Below are 267 nucleotides of genomic sequence, written 5' to 3' on the forward strand. Positions count from 1 at the left end.
GCCTGGAATATTTCCTTGTCCTAATTCAAGAAGCATTTCACTATCACGGTGTCTATATAAGGAAGGTGCAATCCAGTCTAAGTAGCAAGACGCTCCGGCACGAATATGGTCTGGTAATAACCATTCACTATGCTCTCTTGCATCGAGCCATTTTTCCATTTCTTTATTTGCATCTTTAACTGTTCCAATTAAAATTAACTTCTCTTTTGCACGTGTTAACGCTACGTATAGTACGCGCATTTCTTCCGCAATTAATTCCATCTTCAT

At 39.0% G+C, this 267-nt stretch carries 1 protein-coding gene; it reads right to left on the reverse strand.

Translation table 11 applies throughout. The annotated features are described in order from the left end of the window. The coding region (locus tag SB775_RS30125) for a 3'-5' exonuclease (RefSeq protein WP_410864917.1) at positions 1–267 on the reverse strand (267 nt) is incomplete at both ends.

This window comes from Peribacillus sp. SIMBA_075, from assembly GCF_046534585.1.